This window comes from Gracilibacillus pellucidus (genome assembly GCF_033949965.1).
Taxonomy (GTDB): domain Bacteria; phylum Bacillota; class Bacilli; order Bacillales; family Amphibacillaceae; genus Gracilibacillus; species Gracilibacillus pellucidus.
The window spans coordinates 230,547-243,557 of the sequence record NZ_JAWZSR010000003.1 but is presented as its reverse complement, the minus strand read 5'-3'; the positions used below and the strand labels follow the sequence as shown (position 1 = coordinate 243,557).

At 36.1% G+C, this 13,011-nt stretch carries 16 protein-coding genes; 6 read left to right on the top strand and 10 right to left on the bottom strand.

All coding sequences use genetic code 11. The annotated features are described in order from the left end of the window. The first annotated feature begins 9 nt into the window (after positions 1–9). The 3 genes from SH601_RS06800 to SH601_RS06790 all read left to right on the top strand — a co-directional run bounded on the left by SH601_RS06800 (position 10) and on the right by SH601_RS06790 (position 2,459). Positions 10–192: a hypothetical protein gene (locus tag SH601_RS06800; RefSeq protein WP_319957517.1), complete on the top strand. Its 183-nt coding sequence runs from the start codon at positions 10–12 to the stop codon at positions 190–192. Positions 193–330: 138 nt separating this feature from the next. Then, positions 331–1,221, top strand: coding sequence for a PucR family transcriptional regulator (locus tag SH601_RS06795; RefSeq protein WP_319957516.1), 891 nt, complete (start codon positions 331–333; stop codon positions 1,219–1,221). A 137-nt stretch (positions 1,222–1,358) separates the two neighbouring features. Then, complete coding sequence (locus SH601_RS06790) at positions 1,359–2,459, top strand: ABC transporter ATP-binding protein (protein ID WP_319957515.1); 1,101 nt, start codon at positions 1,359–1,361, stop codon at positions 2,457–2,459. Between the two features lie 51 nt (positions 2,460–2,510). Here SH601_RS06790 and SH601_RS06785 read toward each other — a convergent pair whose 3' ends face one another. The 6 genes from SH601_RS06785 to SH601_RS06760 form a co-directional block, all read right to left on the bottom strand. Next, entirely contained in the window at positions 2,511–2,732 is a 222-nt protein-coding gene (locus tag SH601_RS06785) for a hypothetical protein (protein WP_319957514.1), read from the bottom strand. A gap of 238 nt (positions 2,733–2,970) precedes the next feature. Continuing rightward, complete coding sequence (locus SH601_RS06780; RefSeq protein ID WP_319957513.1) at positions 2,971–3,174, bottom strand: alpha/beta-type small acid-soluble spore protein; 204 nt, start codon at positions 3,172–3,174, stop codon at positions 2,971–2,973. A gap of 92 nt (positions 3,175–3,266) precedes the next feature. Further along, entirely contained in the window at positions 3,267–4,652 is a 1,386-nt protein-coding gene (gene fumC / locus SH601_RS06775) for a class II fumarate hydratase (protein WP_319957512.1), read from the bottom strand. A 99-nt stretch (positions 4,653–4,751) separates the two neighbouring features. Further along, positions 4,752–5,612 (bottom strand): sporulation peptidase YabG, encoded by an 861-nt coding sequence (gene yabG, locus SH601_RS06770; protein WP_319957511.1) that lies wholly within the window; start codon positions 5,610–5,612, stop codon positions 4,752–4,754. Between the two features lie 271 nt (positions 5,613–5,883). Further along, complete coding sequence (locus SH601_RS06765; protein WP_319957510.1) at positions 5,884–6,702, bottom strand: M15 family metallopeptidase; 819 nt, start codon at positions 6,700–6,702, stop codon at positions 5,884–5,886. Between the two features lie 286 nt (positions 6,703–6,988). After that, positions 6,989–7,234, bottom strand: a complete 246-nt coding sequence (locus SH601_RS06760) for an IDEAL domain-containing protein (RefSeq protein ID WP_319957509.1) — start codon at positions 7,232–7,234, stop codon at positions 6,989–6,991. Positions 7,235–7,457: 223 nt separating this feature from the next. On the opposite strand from SH601_RS06760, the gene SH601_RS06755 reads away from it, so the two are divergent. Beyond that, complete coding sequence (locus SH601_RS06755) at positions 7,458–8,333, top strand: cation diffusion facilitator family transporter (RefSeq protein WP_319957508.1); 876 nt, start codon at positions 7,458–7,460, stop codon at positions 8,331–8,333. Positions 8,334–8,374: 41 nt separating this feature from the next. Here SH601_RS06755 and map read toward each other — a convergent pair whose 3' ends face one another. Continuing rightward, a complete protein-coding gene (map, locus tag SH601_RS06750) occupies positions 8,375–9,136 on the bottom strand; it encodes a type I methionyl aminopeptidase (protein WP_319957507.1) in 762 nt (253 codons plus the stop codon). A 381-nt stretch (positions 9,137–9,517) separates the two neighbouring features. On the opposite strand from map, the gene SH601_RS06745 reads away from it, so the two are divergent. Next, positions 9,518–9,685 (top strand): helix-turn-helix domain-containing protein, encoded by a 168-nt coding sequence (locus tag SH601_RS06745; protein WP_319957506.1) that lies wholly within the window; start codon positions 9,518–9,520, stop codon positions 9,683–9,685. Between the two features lie 234 nt (positions 9,686–9,919). Further along, the gene (locus SH601_RS06740; protein WP_319957505.1) at positions 9,920–10,093 is read left to right on the top strand and encodes a hypothetical protein; all 174 of its coding nucleotides are present in this window, start codon (positions 9,920–9,922) and stop codon (positions 10,091–10,093) included. 120 nt (positions 10,094–10,213) lie between these two features. Here SH601_RS06740 and SH601_RS06735 read toward each other — a convergent pair whose 3' ends face one another. The 3 genes from SH601_RS06735 to SH601_RS06725 form a co-directional block, all read right to left on the bottom strand. Next, on the bottom strand, positions 10,214–10,318 hold the full coding sequence (locus tag SH601_RS06735; protein WP_319957504.1) for a YjcZ family sporulation protein: 105 nt from the start codon (positions 10,316–10,318) through the stop codon (positions 10,214–10,216). Positions 10,319–10,581: 263 nt separating this feature from the next. Continuing rightward, complete coding sequence (locus SH601_RS06730; RefSeq protein WP_319957503.1) at positions 10,582–11,907, bottom strand: hemolysin family protein; 1,326 nt, start codon at positions 11,905–11,907, stop codon at positions 10,582–10,584. Positions 11,908–12,250: 343 nt separating this feature from the next. Beyond that, complete coding sequence (locus tag SH601_RS06725) at positions 12,251–13,003, bottom strand: (S)-benzoin forming benzil reductase (RefSeq protein ID WP_319957502.1); 753 nt, start codon at positions 13,001–13,003, stop codon at positions 12,251–12,253. Positions 13,004–13,011 lie beyond the last annotated feature (8 nt).

Sequence of the window (13,011 nt, the reverse complement as noted above, 5' to 3'; positions counted from 1 at the left end):
GGGATATGCATGGCGAAGCCTTCAAATAAAGAAAAAGACGCACGTATTAACTATGAATTAGATGTAGATCGCATGATTAACGAAGGAATGGCGGGTGGTACTACTGCGTCTAACAAGGAACGAATGCAGATAGAACAAGCAAGAGCACTACCGAAAGATGACGAAGCGTTTCCAACAGAAAACGAAGAGTAACTTTTGAAAGCTAGGGCACCTCATTCATTGTGTCCTAGCTTTTTACTTGTCCAGATTATTTGATCATCAAAATATTCACAACTTTCCTTCTTTGTTATAATAGTAAAAAAAAGACTATTTAATGAAAGAGGATGAAATATGTTAGAACAACTAAGGCAGATGTTTCCTAATTTAATTGCTAGTACTATCCAATCCAAAATGGATACCGATACATATAAATGGTATGTAACGAATGATAATGACATTATTGGTGTACCTAAAAGTGATTTAACTGATAGAGAAACCGAATTACTAGAAATTTTGCTTACCCCATATAAAGCGAGTCAACCACCAACAAATGAACGTGAAAAAATGTGGATGGATATTTTATTTCAACAAGAACATGTTACAGAAACACTGTCTGAAAAGATTTCTAAGTTTCAATTCGTATACTTTTCTTTATCAGATGAAACGATTGATCCGGAATCATTTCGCGAGGCCATCCATGGACTGTTCCCGGAGAAAACAGCCATCCTATGGGAAAACAACTATGAAGGTGTTATTATTCAAGAAGACTTAGATACCGAAAATAGTGTTTCCTACTCAGAAATTATCGAAGTTCTAACAACAGATTTTTACATAAATATTAAATTATTTGTCGGACCACTGTTATATCATATCCAACAAGCAGCTGCTTTTTACCGTTTAATAAAAAAATGCTATCACTTAACAAGACGACATAATCATGATGTATTAGCTTTTCTCGAAGCAATTCCACATCTATTTTTACATCATATAACAGAGCAAGACCAGCAATTAATCACAGATGCCATTCTACATGATGTGAAGGATGACGAAGAATTATTAAAAACCGTTCAAGTCTTTTTAGAAGCGAATTCTAACACAACATTAGCAGCAAAAAAAATGTATATGCACCGTAATAGTCTTCAATATCGTGTCGATAAATTCATTGAAAAAACAGGGATTGATGTGAAGCAATTTTCTGGCGCAATTGCTGTATACCTCTGTCTGCTTATTCGAACAAAATAAGGATAGACAACCATTTTGTAACCGTGCACAAACAGTGAAACTTTTTTTGTGCACGCTTTCTATTTACGGATAACACTTTTACTAGTAAACTTATACTCATAACATAAAACGCTTTCAAACAATTAGGAGGGAATACAATGGCAGAATTATCATTAAGAAATATTGACAAGGTTTACAATAAAGACGAGGGAAAAGCGGTTGATGATTTTAATCTTGAAATTAAAGATAAAGAGTTTATCGTTTTCGTAGGCCCATCTGGTTGTGGTAAGTCAACAACACTTCGTATGATCGCTGGTCTTGAAGAAATTTCTAGTGGAGAATTTTATATCGATGATAAATTGATGAACGATGTTGCTCCTAAAGATCGTGATATCGCGATGGTATTCCAGAACTACGCATTATATCCTCACATGAATGTGTATGACAATATGGCATTCGGTCTTAAACTTCGTAAGTTCAAAAAAGACGAAATTGAACGTCGTGTAAATGAAGCTGCTCGTATCCTTGGACTTGAAGCATATTTAGACCGTAAACCTAAAGCACTTTCAGGTGGTCAGCGTCAGCGTGTTGCATTAGGCCGTGCAATTGTACGTGATGCGAAAGTATTCTTAATGGATGAGCCTTTATCAAACTTAGATGCGAAACTTCGTGTACAAATGCGTGCAGAGATTCAAAAGCTACACCACCGTCTGCAAACAACAACGATTTACGTTACACACGACCAGACAGAAGCAATGACAATGGCTACTCGTCTTGTTGTATTAAAAGATGGTATTATCCAACAAGTTGGTGCACCAAAAGAAGTATATGACAAACCAAATAATGTTTTCGTTGGTGGTTTCATTGGTTCACCTGCAATGAACTTCTTTAACGGAACACTTGAAGACGGTAAAGTTTTACTAGGTCAAACACCTATTGAAGTACCTGAAGGAAAAATGAAAATACTTCGCGATCAAGGTTATGTTGGTAAAGATGTGGTATTAGGTGTTCGTCCAGAAGATATTCATGATGAACCAGTATTTTTAGATGCAAACCCTGGTAGAAAGATTACAGCTACTATCGATGTTGCTGAATTAATGGGCTCTGAATCTTACCTATACTCTGAAGTAAATGGTCAAGATTTCGTTGCACGTGTGGATTCTCGTACAGATATTCATGGTGGCGAAAAGATTGAATTAGCATTTGATATGAACAAATGTCATTTCTTCGACAAAGATACAGAAGCACGCATTAAATAAATCATTCTGATTAAACCCGTTTCACATTATTTGTGAAACGGGTTTTTAATGTTATTGAATGATATTGAACTCATTAACGGTAACTTCATCTGTAAAATTACAAACCGAGCAAACACCAACATGTATACATTGATGGTTGCTACTAGTATTAGGGATACCATCAATCAATTGTGCATTATCTATTTCCATATACGGCGCATAATCATCATAATAATCTACAAGCTTACCACCGTCTAACATATTCCCGCCACAAACCGAACAACTATGCTCCATTTTCGTTAAACCATTACATAGATAACAAATATACATTTATCACGGAGCAAATGTCCGTAACCCCCCTTTCAATCAAGCTTCGAGATAAACGGACACTAACGCCCTGATAAGTTTCGCTAACAATCAGCGGGAGTCAAAAACTCCCACTGATTAAAGTCTCACTTTATATCCTCCACAATGATAGTGAAAAGGAGACACCTCAAACTAAGCGTCTCCTTTTCTACTTTACACTATGTCATTATTGTTGTTGACTTCCGCCAAATTGTTGTTCAGCCATTGTTACTAAACGTTTTGTGATTTCTCCACCAACAGAACCGTTAGCACGAGAAGTAGAATCAGCACCTAAGTTTACACCAAATTCTTGTGCAATCTCATATTTCATTTGATCTAAAGCTTGCTCTACTCCAGGAACAACTAGTTGATTTGAATTGTTAGTTGCCATCTTTGATCACCTCCTGTACAACATATTGTGAACAAAAAGATGATCTATATGCTTAATATGTTCTAGTAATTATTAGTAACATTGGCAAATCATTATTTGGGATAAGTCATTTCTTCTGGTTTAATCCATTCATCAAACTGTTCAGCTGTTAATAAACCGGATGATACTGCTGCTTCTTTTAATGTAGTATTATCAGCAAATGCTTGTTTCGCAATTTTTGCTGCATTTTCATAACCAATATGAGGATTTAAAGCTGTTACTAACATCAATGAGTCATTTAAATTCTTTTCAATTTGGTCATAGTTCGGCTCTAAACCTACCACACAGCGATCATTAAATGACAACATACTATCCGCTAATAGTTGTGCAGATTGTAAGAAGTTATAAGCAATCACTGGTTTAAATACATTCAATTCAAAGTTACCTTGACTTGCTGCAAAACCAATTGCAGCATCATTTCCCATTACTTGTGTTGCCACCATTGTAATGGCTTCACTTTGAGTAGGGTTTACTTTACCTGGCATAATCGAGCTGCCTGGCTCATTAGCCGGAATAGTCACTTCACCAATACCACAACGAGGTCCACTTGCTAACCAGCGAACATCATTGGCTATTTTCATTAAATCCGCCGCAAGTCCTTTTAATGCTCCATGTGCATGAACTAATTCATCATGACTTGTTAAAGCATGAAACTTATTAGGGGCAGAAACGAATTCTTTTTCCGTATATTTATTTATTTCGGCTGTAACACGTTCAGAAAATTCTGGATGGGCATTTAATCCAGTACCAACTGCTGTTCCACCGATAGCTAATTCTTTTATATATGGAATACTATCTTGGATCATAGAGGCTGTTTTTTCTAACATTCGATGCCAGCCACTAATTTCTTGTCCTAACGTTAATGGCGTTGCATCTTGGAGGTGTGTTCTTCCGATCTTGACAACATGATCGAACGCTTCCATCTTTTCTTTCAAAGTTGCTTCCAGTGTCTCTAATGCAGGTAAAACAACATCTTCTAATTTGCGCACTGCCGCAATATGTAAAGCTGTTGGATACGTATCATTCGAACTTTGTGATTTATTGACATCATCATTAGGATGTAATGTGACGTCACTATTCTGCTCCTTTAACCACTCGTTTCCTACATATGCGATTACTTCATTCACATTCATATTGGATTGCGTCCCACTACCAGTTTGCCATACTACCAATGGAAAATGTTCATACAATTCGCCTGCTAAAATACGGTCTGCTGCATATCTAATGGCATCTGCTTTTACTTTTTCCATTAAATCTAGCTCGCTATTGACAATTGCCGCACTTCTTTTTAGAATAGCGAAGCCCTCAATGATTTCTTTCGGCATTAGTTCATTACCGATTGGGAAATTTTCTTTACTTCGCTGTGTCTGCGCTCCCCAAAACTTATCACTTTCTACTTTAATCTCACCGATTGTATCACGTTCAATTCGATAATTCATCACACGTTCTCCCCCCATTTTCCGATTATTAAAATGCTTACATTCTCCTTTTCTATTGTACCAAAAAAATGAAGTAGCTGGAACAAAAAAGAGACAAAGCTACTTTGTCTCTACATAAGGTATTCCAGTACGATAAAGCCCCTTCGTCTCCATTCCCCCAAGCCCTCTTTCACCTGTAAATGTGTTTTTTAACACATCATAAACATTCACTTTATTCATAAAAGGTGTATAGGCCACTTTCGCTACTACATAAACGGGATCTAACGCATGTATATTGACGCGATCTGGTGAACTGGCAAAATTAGCCCCTGCTCGAATAAGCGATTCGAAATGTGATTGACATGCTCCAGCGAAAATAATTAACTGGTCTAAATTTGGTGACCATGTTCTGGCTTGCCTTACTGCTTCTACAAAGAAGCGTGTATTACGGTATGCTGCCATATCTTTTTTACTGCCTTTTGCTTCAGAATATGCATCATGTCCTGTAATGACAATCATATCTGGTTGAATTTTTTTAACTAAAGCAGGCATTTCTAACGGTAATTCTTTTTCTGGCACGTAAACGCCATGTACTTGTATACCTAAACGCTGATATAATTCAATACATTTCTTTAAATATAGCCTGTCACCATCAATATGCAATACTTTAACTGGTAATTGAAACCTTTGAATTTCATGCGGTTCTATTTTTCTATGTTCGTCATTTTTTTTTTCTTTCATTAGCTGATAATCTTGTCGGAACAGACGATAAGAATATTCTTCTTTTTCTTTTATTTCTTCTTGTCTTTTCCTAATATCTTCTTCTGGTAAGATACGTAAATCGTCGACTGGAGCATCTGCTTCCAAGCGCAAATCCTCGCCATGTAGCACTACTTTATCATCTTGTATATTTTTTATCCGAAACACAATATCATGTTCATATGAAAAACGTGTCACAAGCATTCCTGTCATCAGTTTCACCAAATCACCCCATCATGACCTTGCTACTATAGGCTATGTATACATAGATGATTTGGTGAATAGAAGGTCTGGATACTTTTAGCAGTCTTCGGGAGTTTGTTGAGTTGATGATGAGTGACCGGATTTTGGTTTTTGCTCGGTTTCGGGCTTTCATCAGCTTGATGAGTGACCGAACTTTCACTTTTGCTCCATTTCTCATCGGAAAGAAAAACGCCTTACCTCCATTTTTTAAAATGGAGGTAAGGCAATTTCTCACAAAACAGTGGTTCAATTATTCATCTAATCCTAAGTACTCTTCTAGTGTTATTTGTTGTTGATATATTTCCTTTGCAGCTTCTTTACCAACATAACGAATGTGCCATGGTTCATAACTATATCCTGTAATATCTTCTTTTCCTTCTAGATAGCGGATAATAAAACCATGTTCATGGGCGTGATCTGCTAGCCATTGGCCTTCGTTTGTCTCACTAAAGCTTTGTTCCAATGCTACTTGCTGAGCAGATGAAACATCCATTGCTAAACCTGTTTGGTGCTCACTTGCTCCTGGTTGTGCTGAAAATTTATCTGTTTCTTCTTTACCTCTTTGTGCTACGTTCCGATCATAAATCTCTTTTTGTCGATCATATGAACGATAACCTGAAACAGCAACTAAATCCAAACCAGCTAATTCTGCATCTTCAAAAAGATCTTCTAATGGATTAACAACGACTTCTCTTACTAATCGCTTCGGATCTCCTTCTTCTGCATAGTAAGGTATATTTGCTTCCGTTAAGTCTTCTGGAATATAGCCTTCCGCTAATTTTCTTTGTCTGTTAACTACTACAAGTGTATCATCTGGGTTATCTACCTCAACAACAGAATCTTCTTTTTTATTTTCTTTTTCCTCTTTTTTTTCTTGTTTAGAAGCTTCTTCTTTTGGTTCTTCCGCGTTTTGCTGTTCTTCATTCGGTTCTTCTTCAACCACAGAATCAGCATCATCTTTGTGTTCTACTTGATCTACTTTTTTCTCGGATTGTTTTGCAACCTGTTCATTCTGTTGACAACCAAATAAAACGATCGACATCAAAATAAGTAGGACTATTTTTTTCATTTTAAAACCCTTCTCTCCTTACAACTTCACCTATCGACTTTGCCTAGTATAACATAATTTGTATTGGAACAATATAGTTAGACAGTACCAAAAAACACATAAAGTGAGACTTCAATCAGTGGGAGTTTTTGACTCCCGCTGATTGCTAGCGAAACTGCTCAGGGCGTTAGCGTCCGTTTATCCCCCATCTTCGCTTCCTCGTTTTCACCCGAAACTTGAAGTGGAGATTTTACGGACTTTTACACCGCGATAAAAAAAGCTCGCCCAACTCAGGCGAGACTTTTACTTAAGATTCCCATATATAGCTATTATATTGATTGCTTAATTCTCTAAATGATTCTTTATCATTATTGTCAATGGATCGGTTTATTCTTTCTTCCAAGCGTGCCTTATTCCAGTTAAAACAAAGATCGTCTAGTAAAAGTTGTGATGCCAAACGAATTTCATACGATATCTCTCTTCGCGCATTAAGTACCGGCTTTTGGTTTATATGGAACATTTTCAACTGATAACTCACCTTATGTTTTTTCATGACGCACGCCTCCCTTTTTTACTTCTACTTAAATACCATTTTATGAAGAAACTTTACAAATGTTAATGGTTAGTAAAAATATTCCCTTAAAATGGTTATCTCAAACATAGTCTGTATTCTTTTCATTATTTTTTTAAAACAGGAAACACTAGAGCTAGACGGGAAACACTTTCATTTGGTACGCTTAATTTACTTATTACACCTTAAGGTCGGAGGATGTTTTATGGACCAATATCATAAATTTAAAGAAGGGGAAAAAGGGGCATGGTTGAGCATCATCACCTATGTCATACTAGCCACTATTAAACTAATTGTCGGTACGATTGGAAATTCCTCCGCATTAAAAGCTGATGGCCTGAATAATGCGACAGATGTTGTTGCATCAATCGCCGTATTAATCGGACTAAAAATCTCTCGTAAACCACCAGACGAAGACCACCATTATGGGCATTTCCGTGCAGAAATGATCGCATCCTTAATAGCCGCTTTTATTATGATGATGATCGGTATTCAAGTATTATTTGATACAGGGCAAACGATTTTCACTGGTAACTATACACAACCAGATATGCTTACTGCTTGGACAGCTCTAGGCTCCGCACTTATTATGTTTTGTGTCTACTTATATAATGTAAATTTAGGGAAAAAGGTGAATAGCACTGCCTTACAGGCTGCAGCACAAGATAATAAATCTGATGCATTAGTTAGTATTGGAGCATTTATCGGTATTATTGGGGCTCAATTTCAACTTTATTGGCTAGATCCACTTGCTGGTTTAATGGTTGGACTCATTATTTGTAAAACTGCTTGGAATATTTTTAGTGAAGCTACACATACACTCACTGATGGGTTTCGACCAGAAGAATTAGCAGCAATTAAACAAACCATTCACAGCCATTCAGATGTACTTGCTATTAAAGATGTGAAAGGTCGACTCCACGCAAACCAAGCATTAATTGAAGCAACCATTTATGTAGATCCGTTAATGACCGTTGCAGCAAGTCACCAAATTGCTGATTATATCGAAGAGCAATTACAGGAAAAACATAATGTACCACATGCACATATTCATATTGAACCGTATGAGAGAAAAGATTAAAAAGGAGCAGATAGACTACCTATCTATCTGCTCTGACTACTTCATTCTTCGATATTATCTTGATCCGTTAAGATAATTGGACCATCTTTTGAAATAACAATGGTATGTTCAAATTGGGCAGAGCGACTACCATCAATCGTACGTGCTGTCCAATTGTTATCGTCCATCGTACTTTGCCATGCTCCTTCATTAAGCATTGGCTCAATCGTAATAACCATCCCTTCTTTCAAACGAGGCCCTTTGCCTGCTAATCCATAATGAGGAATTTGTGGCTCTTCATGAATAGTCGGTCCGATACCATGACCAGTAAAATCACGAACAACAGCTAAGCCTTCTGCTTCTGCATATTGTTGAATAGCATGACCAATGTCACCGATTCGGTTACCTGGCATTGCCTGTTCAATTCCTTTGTATAGAGACGTTTTTGTTACTTCCAACAATTTATCTGTCTTCTCATCTGATTCGCCAACAACATATGTCCAAGCAGAATCAGCTAATCCACCATTAAGGTTCACAACCATATCAATAGTGACAACATCGCCCTTCACCAATTTTTCGTCACGAGGGAATCCATGACATATCTCATCATTGATTGACGCACATGTAGCATATTCATAACCGTTATATCCTTTTTGCTCAGGTGTTGCACCGTGCTCTGCCAAAAAGGATTCTACAAAATCATCAATCTCTTTTGTTGTCACGCCTGGTTTAATACGCTGAGCTATTTCTTTATGACAGCGAGCTAATAATTTACCCGCTTCATGCATCATATCTATTTCGCGTTTACTCTTTCTGGTAATCATTTACAACTTCCTTTCAACATTCTTCTTCATAAAGTTTATCATATTTTTCGCTAAGATGTGCTACGGAACATACTATTGATATGAATTTTTATAATAAAACGAGACCTCCTCCAAAAGGACAAACTTTCATTAGATAATGTTCAACAATTAATTATTCATTCCATAAACGAGCAAAATACATGAGCAAACGCCAAGGTAAAAAAGCAATGATTAGAAAGAAGCAACCAAATACAATTGCTACAGGTAAACCTAGATACTATGGGACTGCCAATCCGGGAATAAACTCCATTCTGATATGCATTCCAAAAGTATATAAATGACAAAAAATAGCATTTTATATAGTTCAATAAATTATTATAGTATGATTGTCAAGAGGAGGAAATGAATAAAAAACGTTTAACACATGAAGAAAGAAAACAGGAAACAAGAAAAATACTTTTAGAATCAGCTTCTGTGGATAAGATTGCGGAATTTGCAGGTTTTACTAAAGGAGCTATCTACACACACTTTAAATCTAAAGAAGAATTATTCCTTGCCCTTTTGGAGTAACAAATTCACTCCCACTTAAATACTATTTATCAGGTAATAGATGTAGAAAAAACGATTGATCATTTCATTTCAAAAACAGGCCACTATTTTGACTTAGATAAGGAAATTAACCAGGTTTGGAGTACTTTGAATATGGAGTTTCTTTTAAGTGCAATGAGAAATGAAGCAGTACGACAAAAATGGACAAATGTAATTCTAGAAGCAGTAAACCACATAACGAAAGTGATCGAATAGATGAAACCAAATAACGAGTTAGGTACAGAACTATCTGCTGAAGCTCTGGCTTGGACCATGCTATCACTTGAAAATGGAATGGGGATTTTTCATTTTATTGCTGGAGATAAAGTGCCAGCATTTTTATATGAGAAAACATTAAAGAATATCTTTGATTCTGAAAATAATTCATAAATAACACGTTGTAGTCTATGTTTTGATATATACATATTAGTTAAACCCGCACCATAAGCTTATGGAACGGGTTTAAATCTTGTGAGATAAAGTTTTGCGAATATTTATATTCCGTTATGCTTAGTAACCGCCGTATCCCCAAGAAGCACCAATGATAATTAAAAGAATAAACAATACAACGAGTAACGCAAAGCTTGAACCATATCCACCTTTTTGTGCAGTCATTCCTAATCCCTCCTTAATGTACTTTCATTTATACAATATGTAAGTGAAAAGAAAATGTCCGTCTCCGAAATGAAAATGGGTGGATACCTAAGTCATCTATTTTTATCACGGTGCATGTGTCCGTAAAAATCCCTGATAAGTTTCGCTAACAATCAGTGGGAGTAAAAAACTCCCACTGATTGAAGTCTCACTTTATATTATTGATTAAACATACAGACAAACAATATCTGATCAATATCGACCAGCCCCCAAAATTTAGGTATTCAAGTTGCACTTTTATCGCTATTTTTTTCATTTATTTTTAATTCAATCGTAAGAATTTGATAATTTTGCATTTCACGAACAATCCATCTATTCCCTTCTTCCGTAACTATCTCATCACCTTCAGAAATATCAGCTTTTTGATATTGCAACCAACCTGCAATAGTGTCAATACCTGCTTTATTTTTGAAAGCCATTCCTAACTGTTCTGTCAAATCCTTCAATAAAACTCTTCCATTAATTATATATTGTCCCTCTCCCACTCGTTCGATATTTGGTCGTTCATCTTCATCAAATTCATCTTGTATTTCCCCTACAATTTCTTCCAAAATATCTTCTAATGTCAATAAGCCTGCCGTTCCTCCAAATTCATCAATAACCAATACAATATGAACGTGTTCCTTTTGCATTTTTACCATTGCCTGTTGAAGAGGGGTTTGTTCATTTATCGATACAATATGTTGCAAACTATTTTCTAATTTGTAGTCAGGTTCTTTTGACATATTCATTAACAAGTCTTTCACATTAACAAAACCTATAATATGATCCTTATCACCATTTTGGGTGATAGGAAAACGAGTATGTTGAACTTCATAAATCGTTCTGAATACTTCTTCACGTGTCATTGCTAGATCTAACGTTTTCATTTGAACACGTGGAATCATAATATCTTTCGCTACTCTTTCGTCAAAAGCAAAGATATTCTCCATATACGAAAGTTCTGTTTCGTTTATTTCTCCACTTTTATAACTTTGTGTCATAATAATTTTCAATTCTTCTTCTGAATGTGCTTGTTCATGACTAGCAGGCTTTACCCCAAAGATTCGAAGTAATAAACGTGCAGCACCATTCAGTGTCCAAATAGCAGGAAACATTATTTTACCAAACCAATACATTGGACGAGCAGCTATGAGTGTTACCCGTTCTGCATATTGAATCGCTAATGTTTTTGGTGCTAATTCTCCAATTACTACATGTAAAAATGTTACTAATATAAAAGCTAGTATAAAACTAATGACTGCTGAAACGGAGGGGGGAATGCCTAACTGATCAAATAGTGGATGTAAGATTTTTTCAACAGTTGGCTCTCCTAACCAACCTAATCCTAATGCGGTAACAGTGATACCAAGCTGACAGGCTGATAAATAATAATCTAAATCCGTAACAAGTTTTTTTACTGTTTTCGCTGCTTTATTTCCATCTGCAATTAATTGCTCGATTCGAGACATTCTGACTTTAACTATAGCAAACTCTGCTCCAACAAATAAAGCAGTTAATCCGATTAAAAGTATGACGAGTAAGAGATTAATCATTAATATACTATCCATTCCATATCCTTTTTAAAAAGGAATTCACCTCCGAAATGATACTAGACGCTAAAGCGAAAATTAGTGTCCTTTTATCCCCCTTCAAATCTTAACTTGAACGGAAATTTTACAAGCTTTTGCATCATGAGCAAATTGTATAACTTCTATATATTAGTATCTCTACTCTTAGGAAATTTATTTTCATTATTCCATTTTCTTGTGTTAAAAAGTGGGGAAGAAGCGAAAGGCGGACAAATAGAGAAGGGGAAATCTTTTTTTTAGCAACAGTGATAGTGCCATTAGGGAAGATATTCGGGACAGTGTTATAGACTTCCCCGAACATCTCTAACCTCAGTAAGTTTTCTTACAATACATCCTTCACACTATAATACTCACCATTCTGAATAGTCGTTTCATCCAACAGCCTGTCAACTAACACTTTCGCAACATCATCGGTATCACGAAGTTTATTGTCCGTCTTATAATTTTTAAACTGTTCCACGTCAGCAAATTGACTTTGATCAGATGAACGAATTTCTCCTTGCATTTCCGTATCCATAATACTTGGATCAAATAAAAATACTTTATTACCTGTACCTAGTGTGTCTTGTTCCAATGCAACTGTATTGGTATAGCGATCAAGTCCAGCCTTACTACTTCCATAGGCATTCCATCCATATACAGAGCGATTTGCTGCACCTGATGTGACATTGACAAGGACTAATGGTAAGTCACTATCACGCCAAGCATCTAACCATAAATTAGTTATAATCATGGGAGATAATAAGTTAACGTGCACATGTGCTGTTAATTGCTTGCTATCTTGCTTTCCGACTTGCTCAATCGGTGTAACTAAAGCAGCGTTTTGCACTAATTGTAATGATTCTAGTGGCTGCTTCTTTAGAAACTCTATTATTTCCATAAATGTTTGTTGTGTTTGTTCCAGATCGGCTAAATCTGTTTGATAATGTTGATAGCTCCCCGGCAAATCAGCATCCATTAATGCTTTATTTTCACTACGAGCAATACCAATTACATGAACAGATGCTTCCATTAACTGCTTAGCGATGGATGCTCCGAGTCCTTTCGATGTTCCTGTTATAACAGCATATTTCATTTTTTCAC

Excerpts from the sequence above, each read along its gene's own strand:
- SH601_RS06730 (WP_319957503.1), bottom strand. The coding sequence starts at position 11,907 with ATGGATAGTATATTAATGATTAATCTCTTACTCGTCATACTTTTAATC.
- SH601_RS06795 (WP_319957516.1), top strand. The coding sequence starts at position 331 with ATGTTAGAACAACTAAGGCAGATGTTTCCTAATTTAATTGCTAGTACT.
- SH601_RS06785 (WP_319957514.1), bottom strand. The coding sequence starts at position 2,732 with ATGGAGCATAGTTGTTCGGTTTGTGGCGGGAATATGTTAGACGGTGGT.
- SH601_RS06800 (WP_319957517.1), top strand. The coding sequence starts at position 10 with ATGGCGAAGCCTTCAAATAAAGAAAAAGACGCACGTATTAACTATGAA.
- SH601_RS06735 (WP_319957504.1), bottom strand. The coding sequence starts at position 10,318 with ATGACTGCACAAAAAGGTGGATATGGTTCAAGCTTTGCGTTACTCGTT.
- SH601_RS06755 (WP_319957508.1), top strand. The coding sequence starts at position 7,458 with ATGGACCAATATCATAAATTTAAAGAAGGGGAAAAAGGGGCATGGTTG.
- SH601_RS06725 (WP_319957502.1), bottom strand. The coding sequence starts at position 13,003 with ATGAAATATGCTGTTATAACAGGAACATCGAAAGGACTCGGAGCATCC.
- SH601_RS06760 (WP_319957509.1), bottom strand. The coding sequence starts at position 7,234 with ATGAAAAAACATAAGGTGAGTTATCAGTTGAAAATGTTCCATATAAAC.
- SH601_RS06740 (WP_319957505.1), top strand. The coding sequence starts at position 9,920 with ATGAAACCAAATAACGAGTTAGGTACAGAACTATCTGCTGAAGCTCTG.
- fumC (WP_319957512.1), bottom strand. The coding sequence starts at position 4,652 with ATGAATTATCGAATTGAACGTGATACAATCGGTGAGATTAAAGTAGAA.
- SH601_RS06780 (WP_319957513.1), bottom strand. The coding sequence starts at position 3,174 with ATGGCAACTAACAATTCAAATCAACTAGTTGTTCCTGGAGTAGAGCAA.
- SH601_RS06790 (WP_319957515.1), top strand. The coding sequence starts at position 1,359 with ATGGCAGAATTATCATTAAGAAATATTGACAAGGTTTACAATAAAGAC.
- SH601_RS06765 (WP_319957510.1), bottom strand. The coding sequence starts at position 6,702 with ATGAAAAAAATAGTCCTACTTATTTTGATGTCGATCGTTTTATTTGGT.
- SH601_RS06745 (WP_319957506.1), top strand. The coding sequence starts at position 9,518 with ATGAATAAAAAACGTTTAACACATGAAGAAAGAAAACAGGAAACAAGA.
- map (WP_319957507.1), bottom strand. The coding sequence starts at position 9,136 with ATGATTACCAGAAAGAGTAAACGCGAAATAGATATGATGCATGAAGCG.